At 58.1% G+C, this 19,450-nt stretch carries 17 protein-coding genes and 1 riboswitch; of the genes, 11 read left to right on the forward strand and 6 right to left on the reverse strand.

Annotated features, from left to right (window positions below; translation table 11 throughout):
• Position 1: 1 nt before the first annotated feature.
• From thiS to thiC, 4 genes are read right to left on the reverse strand one after another with little or no spacing between them, the layout of a single operon-like run.
• Positions 2-199 (reverse strand): sulfur carrier protein ThiS, encoded by a 198-nt coding sequence (gene thiS, locus ACN0RV_RS06700; protein WP_417346730.1) that lies wholly within the window; start codon positions 197-199, stop codon positions 2-4.
• Positions 183-938 carry a HesA/MoeB/ThiF family protein gene (locus tag ACN0RV_RS06705; RefSeq protein ID WP_417346732.1) on the reverse strand — a complete coding sequence of 252 codons (756 nt, stop codon included), beginning with the start codon at positions 936-938 and terminating at the stop codon, positions 183-185. The genes thiS and ACN0RV_RS06705 overlap by 17 nt, the downstream gene beginning before the upstream one ends.
• Positions 928-2,469, reverse strand: a complete 1,542-nt coding sequence (gene thiE / locus ACN0RV_RS06710; protein WP_417346734.1) for a thiamine phosphate synthase — start codon at positions 2,467-2,469, stop codon at positions 928-930. Before thiE ends, ACN0RV_RS06705 begins: the two co-directional genes overlap by 11 nt.
• Entirely contained in the window at positions 2,469-4,403 is a 1,935-nt protein-coding gene (thiC, locus tag ACN0RV_RS06715) for a phosphomethylpyrimidine synthase ThiC (RefSeq protein ID WP_417346736.1), read from the reverse strand. Before thiC ends, thiE begins: the two co-directional genes overlap by 1 nt.
• A 108-nt stretch (positions 4,404-4,511) precedes the next feature.
• A riboswitch (TPP riboswitch) is annotated at positions 4,512-4,610 on the reverse strand.
• A gap of 158 nt (positions 4,611-4,768) precedes the next feature.
• Here thiC and ACN0RV_RS06720 point away from each other — a divergent pair.
• The 11 genes from ACN0RV_RS06720 (at position 4,769) to ACN0RV_RS06770 (ending at position 15,448) form a co-directional block, all read left to right on the forward strand.
• On the forward strand, positions 4,769-5,425 hold the full coding sequence (locus ACN0RV_RS06720) for a pyrimidine 5'-nucleotidase (RefSeq protein ID WP_417346738.1): 657 nt from the start codon (positions 4,769-4,771) through the stop codon (positions 5,423-5,425).
• Positions 5,426-5,672: 247 nt separating this feature from the next.
• On the forward strand, positions 5,673-6,782 hold the full coding sequence (locus tag ACN0RV_RS06725; RefSeq protein ID WP_417346739.1) for a hypothetical protein: 1,110 nt from the start codon (positions 5,673-5,675) through the stop codon (positions 6,780-6,782).
• On the forward strand, positions 6,772-7,800 hold the full coding sequence (locus tag ACN0RV_RS06730; RefSeq protein ID WP_417346741.1) for an aldose epimerase family protein: 1,029 nt from the start codon (positions 6,772-6,774) through the stop codon (positions 7,798-7,800). Before ACN0RV_RS06725 ends, ACN0RV_RS06730 begins: the two co-directional genes overlap by 11 nt.
• Positions 7,801-7,928: 128 nt before the next feature.
• On the forward strand, positions 7,929-8,882 hold the full coding sequence (locus ACN0RV_RS06735) for a YbgA family protein (protein WP_417346743.1): 954 nt from the start codon (positions 7,929-7,931) through the stop codon (positions 8,880-8,882).
• On the forward strand, positions 8,872-9,678 hold the full coding sequence (locus ACN0RV_RS06740) for a MerR family transcriptional regulator (protein WP_417346745.1): 807 nt from the start codon (positions 8,872-8,874) through the stop codon (positions 9,676-9,678). The genes ACN0RV_RS06735 and ACN0RV_RS06740 overlap by 11 nt, the downstream gene beginning before the upstream one ends.
• Positions 9,671-11,062 (forward strand): deoxyribodipyrimidine photo-lyase, encoded by a 1,392-nt coding sequence (gene phrB / locus ACN0RV_RS06745; RefSeq protein ID WP_417346747.1) that lies wholly within the window; start codon positions 9,671-9,673, stop codon positions 11,060-11,062. Before ACN0RV_RS06740 ends, phrB begins: the two co-directional genes overlap by 8 nt.
• Complete coding sequence (locus ACN0RV_RS06750; RefSeq protein ID WP_417346748.1) at positions 11,062-11,523, forward strand: nuclear transport factor 2 family protein; 462 nt, start codon at positions 11,062-11,064, stop codon at positions 11,521-11,523. The genes phrB and ACN0RV_RS06750 overlap by 1 nt, the downstream gene beginning before the upstream one ends.
• Complete coding sequence (locus ACN0RV_RS06755; protein WP_417346749.1) at positions 11,520-12,236, forward strand: SDR family NAD(P)-dependent oxidoreductase; 717 nt, start codon at positions 11,520-11,522, stop codon at positions 12,234-12,236. Before ACN0RV_RS06750 ends, ACN0RV_RS06755 begins: the two co-directional genes overlap by 4 nt.
• Positions 12,233-13,492, forward strand: coding sequence for an NAD(P)/FAD-dependent oxidoreductase (locus tag ACN0RV_RS06760; RefSeq protein ID WP_417346751.1), 1,260 nt, complete (start codon positions 12,233-12,235; stop codon positions 13,490-13,492). The genes ACN0RV_RS06755 and ACN0RV_RS06760 overlap by 4 nt, the downstream gene beginning before the upstream one ends.
• Positions 13,489-14,229, forward strand: coding sequence for a DUF1365 domain-containing protein (locus tag ACN0RV_RS06765; RefSeq protein WP_417346753.1), 741 nt, complete (start codon positions 13,489-13,491; stop codon positions 14,227-14,229). Before ACN0RV_RS06760 ends, ACN0RV_RS06765 begins: the two co-directional genes overlap by 4 nt.
• Complete coding sequence (locus ACN0RV_RS06770; protein WP_417346755.1) at positions 14,222-15,448, forward strand: class I SAM-dependent methyltransferase; 1,227 nt, start codon at positions 14,222-14,224, stop codon at positions 15,446-15,448. Before ACN0RV_RS06765 ends, ACN0RV_RS06770 begins: the two co-directional genes overlap by 8 nt.
• An 18-nt stretch (positions 15,449-15,466) precedes the next feature.
• Here ACN0RV_RS06770 and ACN0RV_RS06775 read toward each other — a convergent pair whose 3' ends face one another.
• Together ACN0RV_RS06775 and ACN0RV_RS06780 are read right to left on the reverse strand one after the other, a co-directional pair.
• Positions 15,467-16,912 carry a hypothetical protein gene (locus tag ACN0RV_RS06775; protein WP_417346757.1) on the reverse strand — a complete coding sequence of 482 codons (1,446 nt, stop codon included), beginning with the start codon at positions 16,910-16,912 and terminating at the stop codon, positions 15,467-15,469.
• 257 nt (positions 16,913-17,169) lie between these two features.
• Positions 17,170-19,251, reverse strand: coding sequence for a hypothetical protein (locus tag ACN0RV_RS06780; protein ID WP_417346759.1), 2,082 nt, complete (start codon positions 19,249-19,251; stop codon positions 17,170-17,172).
• Between the last annotated feature and the right edge of the window lie 199 nt (positions 19,252-19,450).

Raw genomic sequence — 19,450 nt, forward strand, 5'->3', positions numbered from 1 at the left:
ATCAGCCTCCGGCAATAACACTAAACAGATCGATGGTGTCCCCATCATTCAGGGGGGTTTGAGGCCATTGGCCTCTGGGCACTATGGTGCCGTTGAGCGCCAGCGCCAGCGCGCCGCCCTGCTGCTCCAACTCTTCCAGCAACTGAGACAGGTGGGTACTGGCCACCTGGCGATTCTCGCCATTAATGATCAGATTCATGATGCTCTCCACACAGGGGACAATCTGGATTGGGCGCCAGAGTAAACTGGCTCCATCGGAAGCTGCGGCCGTCGAAGCGGTACAGCTGGTCAGGCGCCACCGCTTCCCCCAAAAGCCACTTGAGGGCCATTGCCGCTTGAAGGGACCCTATGGCGGACACCACAGGCGGCGCCACACCGGCCTCGCTGCAGCCCTGAGGGTGTGCGTCCTCTTCGGCCGGACAGAAGCAGGCAAAACAGGGGCCCTGGGGCAGCACCCATTGCAACTGACCCTGCCAGCCAATGGCCGCGGCACTGATGAGCGCAGTGTGGTGACGGACACAGGCGGCGTTGATCCGGTGGCGGCTATCGAGGTTGTCGGTACAGTCGAGCACCAGATCCACCTCGGGAAGCAGAGTCTCCAACACCCGCTCATCGGCCATCTGGGCAAAGGCCTCTACCCGGATATCCGGGTTCAGCCCCAGTGCCCAGCGCCGTGCCAGCTGCACCTTGGACTGCCCCACCTCAGAGGCTTGGTAGATCCACTGCCGGTGCAGGTTGCTCAGGGAGACATTGTCGGCTTCCACCAGCAACAGTCGGCCAACGCCGCTCCCTGCCAGATTGGCCAGGGCTGGTACACCCAGGCCACCGAGGCCGATGATCGCCACACTCTTTTGCGCCAACTGGCTCTGACCTCTTTCGCCCCAGCCTGGCATCAATATCTGCCGGCCATATCTGAGAAACGCTTTATCAGCCAACATAACTGGCCTCCCTGGCCTGATGGCCAGACTCATAGGCGGACCACAGCTGCTCCAGCGAGCGGGTCAGATCCGCCGCCTGAGTCACGGCGCGCACCACGGCGATGCTGCCCACGCCGGTCGCGGCGACCTGGGGCGCACGCTGTTGGTCGATGCCGCCGATGGCCACCGTGGGCCAGCGACCCGCCAACAGCTTGTGATACCGTTCCAAGCGCTCAAGCCCCTGAGGCTGGGAGGGCATATCCTTGGTGGTGGTGGGAAAGATGTGTCCCAGGGCGATGTAGCTGGGGTGCAGGGCTGCCGCCCGCATGATCTCAAAGTAGCCGTGGGTGGAGAGCCCCAGACGCAGTCCCGCGTCGGCGATGGCGCCCAGATCGGCCTCCACCATATCCTCCTGACCGAGATGAACCCCATAGGCCCCATGCTTGACCGCCAGTTGCCAGTAGTCATTGATGAACAGCCGGGCGCCACAGCGTCGCCCCATGGCTGCGGCCCTGGCCACCAGAGGTTCGGCTTCCTCTGGGGAAAGACCCTTTATCCTCAGTTGCAAAGTTCTGACTCCCTGTGCCAACAGCCTCTCCAGCCATTCAAGGGAGTCCACCACCGGATAGAGCCCGAGCTCCCGGGTATCGCAGGGTTCAAAGGGCACTATGGGCTCGCCATAGGGCCCGCTGAAACCGAATACCTGCTCCATGACACTGCCCGCCAGGGGCACGCAGGGAAAAGCATCGAACCCCTGCGGCCAACCGGTTCTGGCCAGGGGACCCGGCCCCTGGCCCAGTTGTTGGCTCTGCTGCAACCCACAATGCAGATAGGCCCGGGTCAGTACCAGAGCATCCTCCATCTCATAGCCCCGGGCCAGGAACGCCGCCAGTGCCGATGACAGGGTACAGCCACTGCCATGGGTGTTGTGAGTATCGATGCGGGAACCATCGAGAAGGAAGTGCTGACGTTCACTCAGATAGAGGTCGACGCAGCGTCCGGCAATCTGATCAAAATGCCCCCCTTTGGCCAGGACTGCTTTGGCGCCCCGTGCCAACAGCGCTTTCGACGCCCTGGTCACGTCCATTGCTTGCTGGATGGGCTGACCGGTTAACGCCGCCAGCTCATCGCCATTGGGGGTGACCAGTGCCACCAAAGGCAACAGGGGATCAAACCTGGGCTCGGCGCCGTCACAACCGGAAAGACGGTCCCCGGAGGAGGCCACCAGTACGGGATCCAGTATCACCGGAACACGGGTCTGCTTCTCCTTCAGCCACCTGGCCAGCAGTTGGATCTGTGCGTCATCCGCCAGCAGCCCCACCTTGATCGCCACCGGCGGCAGATCTCGCCACAGGGTGTCGAGTTGGGCAAGAAACACCGAATCACTGACCCGCTCCACGGCAGTTACCTCCACCGAACTCTGGGCGGTGACGCTGGTTACCACAGAGCAACCGTGGCAATCCAGATCGGCGAATGTGTGAAGATCCGCTTGCAGGCCTGCGCCACCGCCAGAGTCTGAGCCGGCGATGGTCCAGACGATGGGCTTGCTCATCACTGGCTCTCCCCTTCCACGGCGTGGTAGAGCTCCCCGCCCTGCTCTCTAAATGCCTTGGACTGAGCGGCCATGCCCGCTTCGATGCTCTCCTGCACCTGGACCACCTGAGTGTCTCCCGATACGGATTCAGGGTGGGCGGCGGCATAGTCACGCACCTCCTGGGTGATCTTCATGGAACAGAATTTGGGGCCGCACATGGAGCAGAAGTGGGCCACCTTGGCCGACTCCTGAGGCAGGGAAGCATCGTGATAGGCCCGGGCGGTGTCAGGGTCCAGGGAGAGGTTGAACTGATCTTCCCAACGGAACTCGAACCTGGCCAGAGACAGGGCGTTGTCGCGAATTTGCGCCCCGGGATGACCTTTGGCGATGTCAGCGGCGTGGGCGGCGATCTTATAGGCGATCAGGCCCTGTTTCACGTCCTCTTTGTCCGGCAGACCCAGATGCTCCTTGGGGGTGACGTAGCAGAGCATGGCGCAGCCATACCAGCCGATCATCGCCGCACCGATGCCCGAAGTGAAATGATCGTAGCCAGGAGCGATGTCGGTGATCTGGGGACCCAAGGTGTAGAACGGCGCTTCGAAACACTCCTCCAACTGTTTCTCCATGTTCACCTTCACCAGGTGCATGGGCACATGACCCGGACCTTCGATGATGGTCTGAACGTCGTGTTTCCAGGCCACCTTGGTCAGCTCACCCAGGGTCTGAAGCTCGGCAAACTGAGCCCGGTCGTTGGCGTCGGCGATGGAGCCAGGACGCATGCCATCGCCAAGGGAGAGGGCCACGTCGTAGCGGGCGCAGATCTCACAGATCTCCTCAAAATGGGTGTAGAGGAAACTCTCTCTGTGATGAGCCAGACACCACTTGGCCATGATGGAGCCGCCGCGGCTGACGATGCCGGTCACCCGCTCTGCGGTCATGGGCACGTAACGCAGCAACACACCGGCATGAATGGTGAAGTAGTCCACCCCCTGCTCCGCCTGTTCAATCAGGGTATCGCGGAAGATGGGCCAGGTCAGATCTTCGGCGATGCCATTGACCTTCTCCAGAGCCTGATAGATGGGCACTGTGCCAATGGGCACCGGACTGTTGCGGATGATCCACTCCCGGGTTTCATGAATATGACGGCCAGTAGAGAGGTCCATCACCGTATCAGCGCCCCAGCGGCAGCTCCACACCAGTTTCTCCACCTCCTCTTCGATGGAGGAGCTGACCGAGGAGTTGCCGATGTTGGCATTCACCTTCACCAGAAAATTGCGACCGATGATCATCGGCTCCGCTTCAGGGTGGTTGATGTTGGCGGGGATGATGGCCCGGCCGGCGGCCACTTCACCGCGAACAAACTCCGGCGTAATGGACTCTGGCAGGTTGGCGCCGAAACTTTGCCCCGGGTGGGCACGGGCCAGGATCTCGTTGCGGATCCGCTCCCGCCCCAGGTTTTCGCGAATGGCCACATACTCCATCTCAGGGGTGATGATCCCCTGACGGGCATAGTGCAGCTGGGAAACATTCCTGCCGTCGCGGGCACGGCGGGGCTTGGGCAGATGCTCAAACCTCAGGTGATCGAACCCCTCATCCGCCAGCCGCTGCTGGGTGTAATCTGAGCTGGCACCGACCAGCTCTTCGGTGTCCTCTCGCTCGAGAATCCACTGGCGGCGCAGAGGCGGCAACCCCTTGCGCACGTCCAGTTCAGACCCCGGATCGCTGTAGGCGCCGGCGGTGTCATAGACGGGGATGGAGTCGTTGTCTCGACTAATGGGATTATCGCGGTCGCCGCCGATCACCGACGGACTCAGATGGATCTGGCGCATGCCCACGCGAATGTCGTTGCGGCTGCCGCTTAGGTAAAGTTTTTCTGAGTTGGGAAAAAGATGGCCCTTTAGGGCATCAAGGTAGGCCTGGGCCTGTTCTCTGTTGTGGCGTCTGGTCGACATCAGCAATCTCCTGTTGGAATAAGGGGAAATTGCTTGTCGGACGGGTTCCTGAAAATAAGGCAACCTGAGCGGGGCGATCCAGGATCACTTGTAAGGGGGATCACTCCCTTCAGGCTGTTGCTTGTTTTCCTACGCAGGTTCTAACCTGTTCAGGTTCCACGGATTCCGCAATGCGGTCTCAGCCCGAAGGCACTCCGACAAGACCGGGCCAGTATAGGTAGGAAAATTACAGGAAACAAGGGCAGGTTGTGGTGAAACTGTCCCGAGGCGGGCGGAGACAATGACTCGACTCAACACGCCCTATACTTGAGTGTCCGGCGGCAAAGCCTTATCCTGTGCGCCCTGCAGTACGGAGTGACATCACATTGAATCCTCTTCTAGAACGCGAAGTTTTCCTGTTCGACCTGGACAACACCCTCTACCATCCTGACGCCGGAATCCTGGATCAGGTTGGCGCCCGAATGAAGCACTATGTGGCCGACAAACTGGCTCTCAGTCCAGAACAAGCCACCGAACTGTGCTTCGGTTACTACCACAGATATGGCGGCACCCTTCGCGGGCTTCAGCAACATCACCCGGAAGTGGATATCGATGATTTCAGTGTCTACGCCCATGATGTGGACACCAGCAAGCTGACTCGCCAGGAGGAACTGGCCGAGCTGCTGCTGGCCCTTCCGCAAAAGTGTTACATCTTTACCAACGCCGCCCGCCCCTACGCTGAGCGCCTGTTGAACAAGATGGGCCTGAGCCACTGCTTTGACGGCATGTTCTCTGTGGAAGAGACCGATTTTAAGATGAAGCCGGATCCCTTCGCCTATGAGAGAATCTGCGAAAAGTATGGATTTAGAGGCGAACAGGCGGTGATGTTCGACGATCAGCCGGCGAACCTGGATACTGCACGAAACATGGGAATCCGCACTGTGCTGGTAAACCGCCCGGACATCAGAGAACACAGCGCCTGCTACGCGACCTCCTCCCTGCCCCACTTCATCCGCAAACTGAACCAGTACCGGCAGCAGTAATATTTCAGCAGAATCCCCTTCACGTCAGGTCTCACTTGAAATTTCAGACCACCCAGGCGTAACATTGCATTAACATGCCGGTTGGCATGATTATCCGGGTGCCCAAGGGACGGGCGCCTTTCACGAGCCTGTTGACCGGCGCCGGGCGTGTAGCATCACCGCGACCTCGGCGGTCGGGTTTGAAAGAGTGCCACTCAACAGGAACAATGACTGGGCCAGCCCCTCTTCATGGATAAAGGATGTCATAGTGAAGGGACGTTCCATTCTCGAACAGGCATTTCTGCGACACTTTGGACTTGAGCCGTCCCAGTGCTTTCTCTCCCCCTTGCAGCTGAACCTCATGGGGGAGGTCTGCGCCCTGTCACCGGGTTTAATGCTTTGCTGCGCAGAGGACAGATACACCGGCATTGCCGTGGGGTCCAGGGGCGATAACCACATCCGCATCGAAGTGTGCGACAGCCGCGGGGCGCCCCTCTCCTCCTACCCCGTTGATGTGCAGCGGCTCATGGAGGGCCTGGTGGCTGCCTTGCAACACCGGGGTTACCGCCTGGGCGGCCTTCACCTTCTGTGCACCCTTCCCGAATCCACCCGTCCCATCCAGAGTATGGACGCTGCCGTCATGGCTTTGGCCTACGGACTGAACACCTATCTGGACCTGGGGCTGTCATCTTCAGGCCTGGTCAAACTGTGCCATCAAGCCTACCCTCCTGGCTGGGGCGAAGTGGATGGTGGCGGACAGCTTGCACCCCTGGTGGCCACCGAGGCCCACCTGTCCCTGGTGGATTACAGCAAGTTGGGTTGGCAGGGCATCCCCCTGCCCGGCGAGCTTGCGCTGCTCAGAGTGGATCTGGAGGGGAACGGGGAACAGTTTGCAGCCCAGAGAAAGCAGAAGCGACAACAAGCCAGGGAGGTGGCCAACTTCTTTTCTCTGTCCAACCTGCGCGATCTCACCATGGAGCAACTGAACAATGCGAGGGGGTTGCTGACAGATGAACTGTTCCGCTGCGCCCGCCACCTGCTCAGTGAACAACAAAGGGCCCTGAATCTGGCCGACGCCCTGGTCGAGGGTCGCCTCCATGAGATTGGCCCGCTGATGCAAAGTGCTCACCTGTCTCTGAAACGGGAATTCGGCATTGAGTCCCGCTCGGCCGATCTCATGGTCGCCAGCCTTGCCAATCTGGTGAAGGAGGAAGGGGGTGCCAGGCTTCTCAGCTCAGGAGAGGTTATCGCATTGATTCCAAAGGCCAGAAAAACTTCAATCGTAGAGCAAGTCACACAAGAATATGCCCAACGATTCGGGGTTTATGCTACCTTCTTCAACATCAATGCCGTATCAGGAGCACATAGTGTCCGTTAAGATCACCCCCCTCTCCTCCTGGGAACATTACCGCGTTGGCGAACTCCCCAGGTTTCAGCTGGAAAATGACCACCTGAGACTGGAAGTGCTTGCCCTTGGAGGCATAGTCAGAAAGCTGGAACTCAAGCGCCCCGATGGTCAATGGCAAAACCTGGTGCTGGGCTGTGACAGTGCCGGCGATTACCTGTCTCAGAAAGCCTGCCTGGGCTCTGTCGTGGGCCGCTGGGCCAACCGCATCGCCAATGCCCGCTGCCTGGTGGATGGCTACGAGCTTGAACTTGACGCCAACCTCTATCCCCATCACCTGCACGGGGGCTTGGCAGGCTTCCACCACAAGGTGTTTCAGCTGACCCCAATTGAAGATGGGCTCAAGCTCAGCCTGTGGAGTGCCCACGGTGAAGCGGGCTTCCCCGGCAACCTGCACCTGGATGTCTATTACCGGCTCAAGGGCAAGAGCTGGATTGTGGAGATGAGCGCCGAGGTCGACAAAGCCTGTCCGGTTAACCTGACTCAGCACAGTTACTTCAACCTGGGCAGTCACCTCACCGGCTATCAGCTGCAGAGCGATGCCCCCTACATCGTCATGACTGACAAAGACGGCATCCCCGTCACCCTGGAAGAAACCGGTAAACACCCCCTGTGCCTGACCGAAGAGCGCACCATTGGCGAGATGATGGATCAGCCATTGGAAGCCCTGAGTCAGGTTGGTGGCATCGACCACTGCTACCTGTGGCCCGACGATGACGGTACGGTCAAGACCCGTTGTGTGCTGAAAGCCAAAGACACCGGCATTCAGCTGACCATCAACAGTGACCAGCCCGGCATGCAGATCTACACAGGCAACCATCTGGGCGGTACCCCGGCCTATGACGGCAAGTGCTACAAGCACCATCAGGGGATCGCTCTGGAGCCCGGGCTCTGGCCAGACGCGCCCAACCAACCCGGTCACACCAAGGGGATTCTCCACCCCGGCGAAACCTACCATCACGTGACCGAGTTCGCCTTCGACAATATTTAGATGATTCAAAGCCAAGCCCGCTACGCAGCGGGCATTTTTTTGGATCACTTTTTAATTCTTGTACAAAACTTGTTTATTTGTACAACCCTGCCCTATGCTGGATTCAAGGTTGTACAAGGAGACATGCTATGTACAAGTTTGATCAGAACACCATCCAGGTTGGCATCAGCGCCTGCCTGATCGGCCAACAGGTGCGTTTCGATGGCGGCCACAAACAGAGTCGCTTCTGTGTGGACGACCTGGGCAAATACGTCAGTTTCCGCCCCATCTGTCCCGAAGTGGCCATCGGCATGGGCGTGCCCCGCCCCACCATTCGTCTGGTTCAGGAAGAGATCATCCGGGTCAAAGCCTCAGATGACAGCTTCGACGTCACCGATAAGCTGACCAATTTCGCCAAGGAGACCTCTCCCGGCCTTGCTGGCCTCAGCGGCTATGTGTTCTGCGCCAAATCCCCCACCTGCGGCATGGAACGGGTCAGCGTCTATCTGCCGGAGAAAAATAACGCCTCCCGGGATGGCGTCGGCGTCTTCGCAGCGCAGGTGATGAAAGACCACCCCAACCTGCCCGTCGAAGAGAGTGGACGCCTGAACGACACCAATCTCAGGGAAAATTTTGTTACCCGGGTCTTTGCTTACCATGACTGGCACTCCAAGTGTGCCGAAGGGCTGACACCGGATCTTCTGTACAGGTTTCACGCCCGCTACAAGTACCTGCTGATGGCTCACAACCCGCAGATCTACCGCTCCCTGGGTCAGGCTCTGGGACGGATTGAGGGGGTCACTCCAGAGTTCCAGGCCTACTATGAAACCGAGCTGATGTCGGCATTGAAGCGCCACGCCAGCCGCAAGAACCACACCAATGTGTTGCAGCACATTCAGGGCTACTTCAAGAAGCAACTGGGCAGCACCGAACGTCAGGCCCTGGCAGAAAGCATCGACAAGTACCGAACCGGGCTGCTGCCCCTGCTTGCTCCCATTACTCTGCTGCGCCATTACCTGACCCTCTACCCCAACGATTACATCGCCAGTCAGGTCTATCTGAATCCGCACCCCGAAGAGATGCAACTTCGCTATGAACACTGATACCACCCCTCGCCACCCCATAGGTGACGTCGCCGCCAGGACCGGGGTAAACCCGGTCACCCTGCGCGCCTGGCAGCGACGCTTCGGGCTGCTCAAACCCGGTCGTACGCCCAAGGGGCATCGTCTCTACAGCGAGGCGGACATAGATCGCATTCATCAGATCCTCTCCTGGCTGGATAAAGGGGTAGCCATCAGTCAGGTGCGCGCTCTGCTGGAATCCGCCGGTGCCCAGACCCCGGACGATCCCTGGCAGGCTCACCAGGAAACGCTGACCCAGGCGGTGATCGCCATGAACGGCGACAAGCTGGCCCGGGAACTGGACCAATTGACCGCTCTCTACACCTTCGAGTTGACCCTGACCCGGGCTCTGCGTCCCTGGCTGGAATCGCTTCAGAGTCGCTTTGCTGACCGGGCCGACGCCAACCTGATGCTGTGCTGGGCCCAACAGCAGTTACTGCTCTATCTGCAGGGGCACTGCAGCAGGGGCCAATCTCAGCTTACCGGGGATTGCGCGCTGCTGGTGCTGCTCAGAACCCCCGCCCTGGAAGGCGCCATAGCCGCACTCTCTTTAACCCACCAGGGAGAGAAATGCTCTCAGTTACCCACAGACACCCTGGATGGGTGCCAACTGCTGTCACCGAATCGGTTGATCCTGTGTCTGCCGGCGAAGCTGGCCGGTGACGAGCGACAACAGCTGTCAAAGCTCAAGGCGCGGGGCATCACCCTGAGGGTGGTGGGCCCCTTTGCTGCGCTGCACCGAGACGACCCCCTGTTCTGGGAGGCAGCTCATGGTTGATCTCATCTGGTTTCGAAAGGATCTGCGTGTCGAGGATAACCCGGCATTAACGGCCGCCTGCTCCGGCGACGCGCCCCCCGTGGCGCTGTTTATCAGTACTCCGGACCAGTGGCAGGAACACAACATGTCACCCATCCAGGTTGATCTGATGGAGCGTGCGGTCAATAGCCTGGCACAGCAATTGGCCGCATTGGGGATAGCCCTGCATCACCTGGCACTGTCGCGCTTCGATGAGATCCCCACGGCGTTGAGTCAATTCTGCCAACAGCATGGGATCAGCAGGATTCACGCCGGTGAGGAGCCGGAGTTCAATGAGAACAAACGAGACCGGGAAGTGGTTGCCGCAGGCCTGGAGCTCAAACTCCATCCGGGTCACTGCATCCTGCCGCCCGGGACGGTACTCAAGGCGGACGGGACGCCTTACCGGGTGTTCACTCCGTTCCGCCGTGCCTGGATGGCCAGATTGAGGGGACAGAATCTAGCCCCTGGGCAACCAACAACAGCCTGGCCCGCCCTGGCGGCTCCGGCCCCCATCGAATTTGACGCTCACAAGCTGTGCAGCGCCCACTGGCCAGTGGCCCCCGGAGAAGCTCATCGACGTCTGGAACACTTTGTCCATCAACGTATGAGTGACTATCACCTCAATCGCGACCGGCCGGACCTGAAAGCCACCAGCGTCCTCTCCCCCTACCTGGCTCTGGGGATGATCTCCCCCACTAGCTGCCTGCATGCCGCCCTCAGCCACGGGCCCGAAGCCTTGCAGGAACAGCCAGGAGGCGCGTTCGCCTGGGTGAGTGAACTGGCGTGGAGGGATTTTTACCGACACCTGCTCATTGGCTGGCCTAGACTGAGTAAAGGTATGAATTTCAATCCATTGGCAAATAAGGTCCAGTGGGAGAAAAACACAGCTGCCTTCGACACTTGGTGCCAGGGACAAACCGGCTTTCCTCTGGTGGATGCGGCCATGAGACAGCTAAAGCAGACGGGATGGATGCACAACAGGCTAAGGATGGTGACCGCCAGTTTTCTCACCAAGAACCTTCTCATTGACTGGCGCCTGGGCGAACGCTGGTTCAGCCAGCACCTTGTCGATGGTGATCTTGCCGCCAATAACGGAGGCTGGCAGTGGAGTGCCAGCACAGGCTGTGACGCACAGCCCTATTTCCGCATCTTCAATCCGGTGAGCCAGAGCAAAAAGTTCGATCCGGATGGCGCTTTTATCCGTAGATATTTGCCTGAACTGAATGACTTATCAGGCAAAGATATCCACCTGCCCCCTGCGTCGGTACGGCCTCCGGGCTATCCGGCCCCCATGGTTGACCTGGCAGACAGTCGACGCCGGGCATTGGAGCGCTTCGCCGTTATGAAGAGAGAGGTGTTCTGATGATTGGCTCATCCCCCACATCCGCCCAGGAGGGTACCGCCATCGAGTTGGTGGCACGCTTTGTGGCCCTTTACGAGGAGCTGGACCACCGCCAGCTGTATCGCTTGGGGGAGTTGTATCACCCACAGGCCTGTTTCATCGATCCGCTGCACCGGGTCGAAGGGCTGGATAACCTGACCCACTACTTTGAGGGCCTCTATCGAAATCTGCAGCAGTGCCGCATCACCATCCACGATCAGATGGTGTCCGACGACCAGGCCGCTCTCTACTGGACCATGGAACTCAATCATGCCCGCCTCAACGGGGGACGAACCGTCAGCCTGGATGGTCACAGTCATCTGAAATTCAACGCCCTGATCCACTACCACAGAGACTACTTCGACGCAGGCCAGATGCTCTATGAGCAGTTACCCCTGCTCGGCACCCTGATCAAAGCGGTAAAGAAGAAGGCGGCCCCATGAAGATACTCATCACCGGCGCGACCTCAGGCATCGGCAAACAACTGGCCCTGGATTACATCAGCGACGGCCATAGGGTGATTGGCTGTGGCCGTAATCAGGAGGCACTCGGGGAGCTGGCCGCAATGGGTGCCCTGTCACTGGGGTTCGATGCCGGCGATCGCGATCAGGTTATCGCCTCCCTCGGCGGCCTGGACGAACTTGATCTGGTGATTCTCAATGCCGGCACCTGCGAGTACATCAATCATCCTCGCCAGTTTGACGGACGCCTGCTGGCGCGGGTCATGCAAACCAACGTCATCGGCGTAGGGTACTGTCTGGAAGCGCTGTTGCCGCGGATGGAACGAGGCAGCCGGGTGGCGCTGATGGGCAGCATCGCCAACGCCCTGCCCCTGCCCAAGGCCGAGGCCTACGGCGCCTCCAAGGCGGCCGTCGAGTACCTGGCCAAAACCCTGGCCCTGGATCTGCGCCCTCACGGCATTGGCGTGAGTCTGATCCGCCCGGGTTTCGTGCGCACGCCACTCACCGACAAGAACGATTTTGCCATGCCCATGCGGGTGGAGGTATCCGAAGCCAGCCGGATCATCCGGCAAGAGCTGGCCAAGGGGGTCGAGGAGATCCACTTTCCAAAAGGGTTCACACGACTACTGAAACTTCTGGGGGGCCTGCCCGACAAGGCCTGGCAGCAGATTGCACTCAAGGGACTGAAACGATGAACAAACGCATCGCCATCATCGGCAGCGGCATCTCCGGGCTGACCTGCGCCCACCTGCTGTCCAGAAACAACGCCATCACCCTGTTTGAGGCGGGTGACACCCTAGGGGGGCACACCGCCACCATGGATGTGGAGATGGCGGGAAGGACCTGGGCCATAGACACCGGTTTTATCGTGTTCAACGATCGCACCTACCCCAACTTCAAACGGCTGATGGCCCAGCTCAGAGTGCGCAGCCATCCAACCGAGATGAGCTTCAGTGTCCACAACCCGTCGACGGGGCTGGAATACAATGGTCACAATCTGGATACCCTGTTTGCCCAGAGAAAGAACCTGTTAAGCATCCAATTTCTGAGTTTTCTCAATGAGGTGCTCAAGTTCAACAAGCTGTGCAAACAACACCTGAGCAAGGGGCTGATCGGCGCCGACCACACCCTGGGTGACTTCCTGCGCATCCACCATTTCAGCGACTATTTCGCCCGCCACTACATTCTGCCCATGGGGGCCGCCATCTGGTCATCCAGCATTCAGGGCATGCAGGCATTTCCCCTGCTGTTCTTCGTGCGTTTCTTCAATCATCACGGCTTGCTCAACATCAGCAACCGCCCCCAGTGGTACGTGATCAGCGGCGGCTCCCGAAAGTACATTGCCCCGATGATTCGGGGTATCGAAGACCGCATCCGCCTCAGCACCCCGGTGAAAACGGTGCGCCGACTGGGTGACAAGGTGCACCTGGAACTTGGTAACGGCGCCAAGGAGAGCTTCGATGAGGTGGTGCTGGCCTGCCACAGCGACCAGGCTCTGGCCATGCTCGCCGACGCCACTGAACAGGAACAGCGAGTGCTTGGTGCCATCCCTTACAAGAACAATCAGGTGATACTGCACAACGACACCAGCTTGCTGCCTGACAACCGGCGCGCCTGGGCGTCTTGGAACTACCGTTTGGACCGAGATCCCACCCTCCCGGCCAGGGTCACTTACAACATGAACATCCTGCAGGGCCTGCCCGAGCACGCCCCAACCTTCTGCGTCACCCTCAACCAGGGAGACGACATCGATCCGAGCAAGGTAATTCGCACCTTCAACTACGCCCACCCGGTCTTCAACAAGGAGAGCCTGGCCGCCTGCCAGCACCGCGACACCATCTGCGGCCACAACCACACCCACTTTGCCGGTGCCTACTGGCATAACGGCTTCCACGAAGACGGCGTACGCAGCGCCCTCGAGGTGTGCAGCCGCTTCGGAGCCACCCTATGATTGGCGGTTGCGGCTACTACCTGGGGTCGGTACGCCATCGTCGCTTCACCCCCAGGGAGCACAGGTTCTCCTACAGGATGTACAGCCTGGCGCTGGACCTGGACCATCTTGATCAGATCGACTGTGGCCCCTGGCTGGGCCACAACCGCTCTGCCCTTCTGAGCATCCGGGACAGCGATTATCTGGAAGGCAAAGGCTTTAGTCGGGACACCGTGTGGCAGAAGGTCAGCAGCCTCGGCGGCGTAGGGGAACAGGGGCCGGTACTGTTCGTGGGTCAGGGACGTTGCCTGGGCCTTTACTTCAGCCCGGTGAACTTCTACTACTGCTTCCGCCCGGACCTGAGCCTGGCCTACCTGCTGGCCGAAGTCAGTAACACCCCCTGGAATCAGCGCCACTACTACCTGGTGCCCGCCGATGGCGCCCAGGTAACCGACAAGGCGTTCCACGTCTCACCCTTTATGTCGATGGCGATGCGCTACCACTGGACTGTGGATACTCCAGAGCAGCACCTGAAGCTGCACATGGAGAACCACAGCGATCATAAGGCGTTCGATGTCACCCTGGCCATGACCCACAAGCCGCTCAATGACGCCACCGCTCGAGGCCTGGTGACCTCCATGCCTCTGATGACGTTCAAAATTCTGCTTTCCATCTATTGGCAAGCACTAAAACTGATACTGAAACGTATTCCCTTTATCCCCCATCCGGGGCAAGACACGGAGAAGCATCATGGATAACACTCTGACACGCCCTGCCCCGGCCTGGCTGGATACCCTGGCTAAACGCGCCCTGTTCTCCCTTCTGCCCGGCCTGAAGGGCGGCACCCTGATGATTCAGGATGAGGAACAACACAGGTTCGGCGAAGCCGGTGCCCTCTCGGCGGAGATTCGAATTCATCACCCCAGGGCTTACCGGCGCATCCTGCTGGGCGGGTCCATCGGTGCTGGAGAGGCCTTCATCCAGGGAGACTGGAGCACACCGGATCTGGTGCCTCTGGTGCAGTTGATGTCGAAAAACCTGACCGTACTGCAAGCGCTGGAAAAAAAGTTGGCCTGGGTAGGACGGTTGATCGACCTGTGGCGCCACAGGCGCAACCGCAACAGTAAAGGGGGCTCGAAGCGCAACATCGTCGCCCACTACGACCTTGGCAACGACCTGTACGCGCTGTTTCTCGATAGGCAACTGGTCTACTCCAGCGCCATCTTCCCCCAGGCCGATGCCACCCTGGAAGAGGCTCAGAATCACAAGCTGGACCTGATCTGTCGACGCCTGGAGCTGAAGCCGGGTGAAACCCTGCTGGAGATTGGCACTGGTTGGGGGGCCCTGGCCGTCCACGCCGCCAAGCACTACGGGGCAGTGGTAACCACCACCACCATCTCCGAGGAGCAGCACGCCTACGCCGCCCAGCGTATCGCCAATGAGGGACTGAATGACCGGATCACCCTGCTTAAACAGGACTACCGGGACCTGTCCGGACACTACGACAAACTGGTGTCCATCGAGATGATTGAAGCGGTGGGCCATGAGTTCTTGCGCACCTTCTTCCAGACCTGTCGAGACCGCCTCAAGCCGAACGGACGCTTGCTGATCCAGGGGATCACCATCGCCGATCAAAGGTATGATGCCTATCGACGCGGTGTCGACTTCATCCAGAAATACATCTTCCCCGGTGGATGCCTACCCTCGGTGGAGCGTCTGGCCCACCACATAGCCCGTGACACCGACATGGTTATCACCGCACTGCACGACATCGGCATGGACTATGGCCGCACCCTGGCCCACTGGACCAAGAGGTTCAACCAGGCCCTGCCCCAGGTACGGGCACAGGGCTATGGTGAGGACTTTATCCGTATGTGGCAGTTCTACCTGGGCTATTGTGAAGGGGCCTTCTACGAGCGGGTGATCAGTACGGTACACATGGTGGCGGACAAACCGGGCTACCGCCCCGGTCGATGATCGTCTGCCGGGCAGCGCTCAGTTGAGCTGACCCGGCGATGCTTTTTCTTCTTCCTGCTCAATTTGAGAGACAGATTCCTGTTGAATCGAGGCGATGCCGTCGGGAATTTCACTCTCGGCAATGTCGACAATCTGGGACCGGTTCATGGTGACCTTATAGCGGGCAAAGCTGGGTGGCTTGCTGTTCTCACGAAGCATCACCACCAGGTTGATCTGATAACGACGCTCAACAGAGTCACTGCTGACCTTGCCGTCCGACTCCTTGTAGATCTTGGCCTTTCCCCGATCCAGATTTCGAGCGAAGGGGATCAAGCTGAAGTCGATCTGCTCCTGAATGGTGGAATACCCCGCCAGGAACTCCTTCTGCGATATTCGTGAGCTGATGCCATAGTGCAGGATCTCGGCATCCACCTTATTTTGACTGTGGCGCCGCCTCAGGATCTCGCTCACCTTCTCCGGCAGCTCTTTCTTATTGATGAAATCGGCCCAGATCAGCTGGCGACCTATAACAGCCTGGCTGGTGGTGTCCCTCAGAATGCGGCTCCATCTGGGCCGCCCCTTTTGAACCTTTCGCCACAAGGCATTACGAAGATCATCTTTGAAAATTTCGCGAAAAGCATAGATCACCGCCAGAGTCAGAACCAGCGCCAGGGTTAAGCCACTCAACACCCCCTGGGCCTTGATGATCAATGTGGAGACAATCACCATAATCAAACCGGTGGCTATACCTGTGGTGAGCTTCTTGAGACCGACACCCAGAGTTTTAAGCTCCTCTTTGAGCACCACCCCCTGCTGGAGCAAACGACGAAGCAACAGCATCTTATTGGAGATACGGTTTGGATCGGCCTTGGTCTGTTCCGAGTTGTATCTCTTACCATCCCGGTACGCGCTCTCATCACGACACAAAGCCACCACTTGCTCAATCACATGGTTGTGTTCATTGGTTCTTGGCGCGTGAGACACCAGCTTGAGCAGTCGCTGTTCACAGAACCAGGAGAGATAGTTATCGGCGTTTTCGAAGTAGTGCTTCCACTTGGGCTCACTGGGCTCGTTACGACGAAACTTTTTCAGAAGTTGCGCTGCGATGTCGCACAGTTCACTCAGTGCCGGATAGAACTGGTCGGCCTCTTTTGTCTGGGCCAACTCCTTGCTGTCGGTCTCGATGGCGATGGAAAACTGGTAGGCAAACAGGTTCAGATAGAGTCGAAACTCCTCGACGGTGCGCTTCTTAAGGCTGGCAAAGCGACCTTGCACCAGGGGCAGGTGCAGCTTCGAGGAGTAATAGGAGCGCCGTCCGGCAACTGAACTGTGGCAATACATGCCGGCATCCAGGTTTTGCGGATTGACGCCCATATCTTTGGGCAACATGAAATACAGATCGATGCGGCGATGATCACCATTTTTCATCTGGTGAAGGATCTTGAGGGACTGCGACTCCTCCCGCTTAACCACAATTTTTGACACGGAATCTCTAAGCTTCTGAACAACAAAGGACGCATATCCTATTAGTTTAGCACTCTGTGTTCATTAACTTTTATCACGTCCTTCGCCGGTTTCAGCCACGAAAAGCCGAGCATCAAGACCGGAAACGTCTCACCCTCCTGAATTGGAGGGCAAAAATCTGGTGAGCAAAAGCGCCGAGTGAACGGCGCTTTTGAGGTTCCTACTAGGGCCGCCATGAACTGCCGGAGTAACTCAGCCCCCGGCTAGGGCGCCATATCCTACTGTCCTTTTGAACGCACCAGGGTTACATCAGACAGTTCAGCCACCACCTTTTCCTCTTTCAGCACAGAAGCTGTCCAGAGAATCAAACCGTGTTCTCCCGGACTGGTCCATCGGAAGTCATAAGTCTTGGTGCGGCCTGGCTCCAGCCCATCGATGAGCGCCGTGAACTGGGCAACCACCTCCCCACTCTCCTCACGAGTCCCGACAATGACTAGTTCGCCATATCCAGCCGCCAAAGCAGTATCCTCATTGCTTAATGTCGCGGCGATACGAACGTTATCCCTGTAAATGTTCACTTTCTCAGGAACATTAAGCTTGTCGATACTCAGACCATCAGGCAGGACCTCTACTGGACTCTCCTGATTAATCAGCAACTGCGCGGTAAACAGAGCGGTTGGTTTACGGTCTCCTTTAATGTATACCGCCAGATCGAAATCCTCAGTCATGGGCAAGCCATTGGTTGAAACCGGGTACTCGACGCCCCCCTGAACGCTGACTACCCCAGGTTGAATCTCAACGCCCAGGTTATTGGCAACATCGACCCAGCCTTTGCTGCTGGCCAGGGGAGACACCCCATTATCAGGATCCCAGTCGAGCAGGTTGATGACCGTGGTAACCGGCGCTCCTACCTCGTAGCGGATGTTGTCATGGGTGTATGGAGGCACAGTACACTCTGCCTGAGGGATCTCCAGCCCAGGGATATCCTGACCAAATTTGTTGGCTCTCAGCCGCCATCTGGGACCGGACACCAGTTCCAGGCCCTGCTGCACTATTTCGTTGGCGGTGAGTGGGTGCTCAAACCCTAGAAAATCAAACCGCCCAGCGGACGCCTCGGCGCTGTTTACATAAGACCACTGGAAGGGATCACGATCGATGCTGGTGTAATACGCATTGGTGTAACCCTCACTCAGGTCGGTAGAGCGCCTTGTTTCTAACGGAGGAGAATCTCCTGCAGGCACCACGGTGCTTCCTGGCTTATGACGAAAATAGGTGCTCTCTAGGATAAAATCGCCATCCCCTTCGAAACAATCCTTTGCGGAACGCCAGTTATCATCGCCATCCACCCAGTAAGAGGGCTTGCGCCCTGTGGCCGCTTCATTTTCAAGGTCTTCGGGTCGCAATTGGTCATTGGGGTTATTAGTAATCCAGTGTGTAACCACCAGCTTGGCACTCTCAATTGCGAAATCTGCTCCGGCGACCTTCCAGTCGGCAGGCAGTGGTATCCTGGCATAAAGACGAATATCGTTGGGCCGCTTGATCAACCCTCCCCAGCGATACAGCGCCTTACCGTCGTCTTTGACTGTGATGGAATAATCGGAACTCACCGCAATGTCCCTATCCACCCTCAAGTTGTCATTAGGAGCCAACTGTGAGAAGTCGATCAAAGACGTCTCTTCACCGACAATAATATGTTCATCGTCGAGGCCAGCTAAAGCACAGGTCGATTCCTCTCCGGAGGGAAACGCAAGCACGCCCTGCTCTCCACTTTCGGGGTCGGCATGCAGGTAAGGTACTGTTTCATGGCAAGTAAGAGAGTGCTCCATGACGGTATAGTGTTCCGTTGAGCATTTGACCGAGGTCCCTCCCAGTCCCTGACACCAAGTGCCTAATGGTGGCTTAACTTTATAAGTGTCAGTTTCCGCATTGGAGATCTTGACGCCGACAATCGCGTCACCTTCTGTGATATTGCCGATATAACCCTCGGCATAATCTCTTGGGGAAAGAGACTTGCCTTCGGCTCCGAGGAAATCCACCACATTAAAACCAAATTCGGTATCCACCGGGTACAGCGTAATGCTTTGCTTATCGACAATGGGATAGACATGAGGCAGTCCCGTAGCAGGATCAATCTCATTTGGGCAACTGACACCGCCAGGCAACCCGCAAATCGCGGCAGGGTCCTGAGAAAACGTCCGTCCCTTGAAGTCGATAAGAAGATCATCTATGGAAAAAGTATGGATTGGTGAGGCATACGCAGCCGCAGGCTCTTGTCCATGGCCAGCCACCGAAAAGAGTGAACAATAGATCAGAAAAGCGATCGGTGCAGGCGCATAAAGGTGTTTCAACAGTGTGCTCATCATAACCCCCTGATGTTCTGACTTAGAAACTGGCCACGGCAAAAATAAGGCGTAAGCCGGGCCTGAACGAAGAGGAGGAACAAAGCTCATTGAAAGTCTACACTTTCAACTAGATGCACAGGCACGGACACTCCCTCGCACCTATAGGGAGATTGCCCTCGTCTTTCGCATAACTAGATTTAAGAAAAGTTCAGGGAAC

Origin of the sequence: Ferrimonas sp. (assembly GCF_048263965.1) — a bacterium.
In the GTDB taxonomy this organism is placed as follows: domain Bacteria; phylum Pseudomonadota; class Gammaproteobacteria; order Enterobacterales; family Shewanellaceae; genus Ferrimonas.